Here is a 2008-nt window from a genome sequence, read left to right as displayed (position 1 = left end):
CGCGTGGTCGACGCGGGGCCCGATCTCACCGGGCTGCGCAGCGTCTTCCAACCGATCGTCGACCTGGCGACGGGCGCCGTGGTCGCCCACGAAGGTCTGACCCGGGGACCCCCCGGTGCGTGGCACCGGCCCGAGGACCTCTTCGCCCGCGCCCGCGCCGCGGGGCACCTCGCGGAGCTCGACGAGCACTGCCGTCAGCTCGCGCTCGCCACGGCGCTCGGGGCCGGCGCGGCGGGTCCGTCGGTGCTCTTCCTCAACATCGAGCCCGACGGCATCCCGGCCGGTCCGCCTCCGCCGGACGCGGTGACCTTCCTGGCGCGGGGCGGCCGGCTCGTCCTCGAGTTCACCGAACGGGCGCTCACCGGCGACCCGGCCCGGCTGCAGTGGTTCGCCGCGCGGCTGCGCCACGTGGGGATCGCCGTCGCCCTCGACGACGTCGGCAGCCACCCGGCCTCGCTCGCGCTCCTGCCGTTCCTGCGCCCGGAGGTCGTGAAGCTCGACCAGCGCCTCGTCCTGGCGCCTCTCGACGAGGACGTCGCCCGCGTCGCGGCGGCGGTGGGCGCCTACGCCGAGCGCAACGACGCCGTCGTGCTGGCCGAGGGGATCGAGACCGCCGAGCACGAGCGCGCCGCCCGCGCCCTGGGCGCGACTCTCGGCCAGGGCTACCGCTACGGCCACCCCGCCACCCTGGACGCGGCGCCGGGCGCGCCGCCACCGCCGGGGCCGTCGGCCCCGACGGCCCGGCCGCCCGAGGGGTCGACCCGGCTCAGCCCGTTCGCCGCGGTCGCCCGCGTCCACCCGCTGCGCCGGGGGCGGGTCGAGGAGGTGCGCGTCGCCGCGACGCTGATCGAGCAGCGGGCCCGCAGCGCGGAGGGGCCGACGGTGCTGCTGGGCTCGGTCGGACCGGACGGGCTCCCGCAGGGCGAGCGCGTCCGCCGCTTCGCGTCCGTGGCGGAGCACTCCACCCTCGTGACGCTGTTCGGCGTCGGGACCGCCCTGCCGCGGGGCGTCCGTGGTGCGGCCCTCGCCGCCGACGACCCGCTGCGGACCGAGTGGGACGTCGCCCTCGTCGGGCCGCACGTCGCCGCCGCGCTGGTGGCGCGCCCGTGTGGCGACGGCGAGATGGAGTACGCCGTGGTCTACGACCTCGACCTGGTGATGGAGGTGGCGCGCTCGCTGATGAGCCGCACCGTGCCGGCGCCCGGCGCGGAGATGCCGGGCCGCTGAGGCCGGGTCGGCGTCACCAGCCGCGCTCGCGCCACTCCGGCAGGCTCGGGCGCTCGGCGCCGAGCGTGGTGTCGTCGCCGTGGCCCGGGTAGACCCAGGTGTCGTCGTCGAACCGGCCGAACACCTTGCGCTCGAGGTCGTTCATCAGGGCGTCGTGGTGCTCGCGGGTCGCGGTCTTGCCGTGGCCGCCCGGGAAGAGGCTGTCACCGCAGCGGGCAACAATGACTAGGCTGCCCGCCGCCGGTGATCGGCGAGCCGCCGGGTACCGGGTGAAGCCACGTCGTCGACAGCTCGGCGGCGACGGCGTCCTCCGCCGGGGTGGCCTGAACCGAGAGCACCTCGGGCTCGGGGCGTTCGGCCCACATGTGCCCGACTTCGCGGGCGACGTCGGGGGAGTGGCGTGGCGACGGACGAAGAGGTGGCGGATATCGCGGACGTCGTAGTCGGCGGAGTCGACGATCGCGGTGGGGTCGAGGAGGTTGATCAGACCGGCGAAGGACTCGGCGCGGCCGTTGTGCGGCGTGGCCGACGCGAGGATCAGCGCGTCGGTCTGCCGAGCGAGGACCTGGGCGAGCTCGCTGCGCTGCGCGGCGGCGTTGGTGACGTTGTGGGACTCGTCGATCACCACGGCGTCCCAGTGGTGGCGTTCGAGGTGCGCCCGATAGCGCGAGGACTTCAGGGTGTCGATCGAGACGATCACTTGTGGGAAGTACGTGAACGGGTTGCGGCTGGCCGGCAGCTGCTGGCGCACCTTCTGAATGCCCTCGGAGTCGAGGCGCAC

2 protein-coding genes are annotated in these 2008 nt (G+C 75.4%); one reads left to right on the top strand and one right to left on the bottom strand.

The features are described from left to right. Positions 1–1227 (top strand): sensor domain-containing phosphodiesterase (locus AC0CYZ_RS16010; RefSeq protein WP_472217049.1); only part of this gene is annotated, 1227 nt, incomplete at its 5' end. A gap of 13 nt (positions 1228–1240) precedes the next feature. On the opposite strand, the gene AC0CYZ_RS16005 is transcribed toward AC0CYZ_RS16010, so the two are convergent. Next, the coding region (locus AC0CYZ_RS16005) for an SNF2-related protein (RefSeq protein ID WP_472217047.1) at positions 1241–2008 on the bottom strand (768 nt) is incomplete at its 5' end.

This window comes from Actinomycetospora sp. (assembly GCF_055612215.1).
Note: the sequence above shows the minus strand (reverse complement) of the source record. Positions and strands in the feature narration are given on the sequence as shown.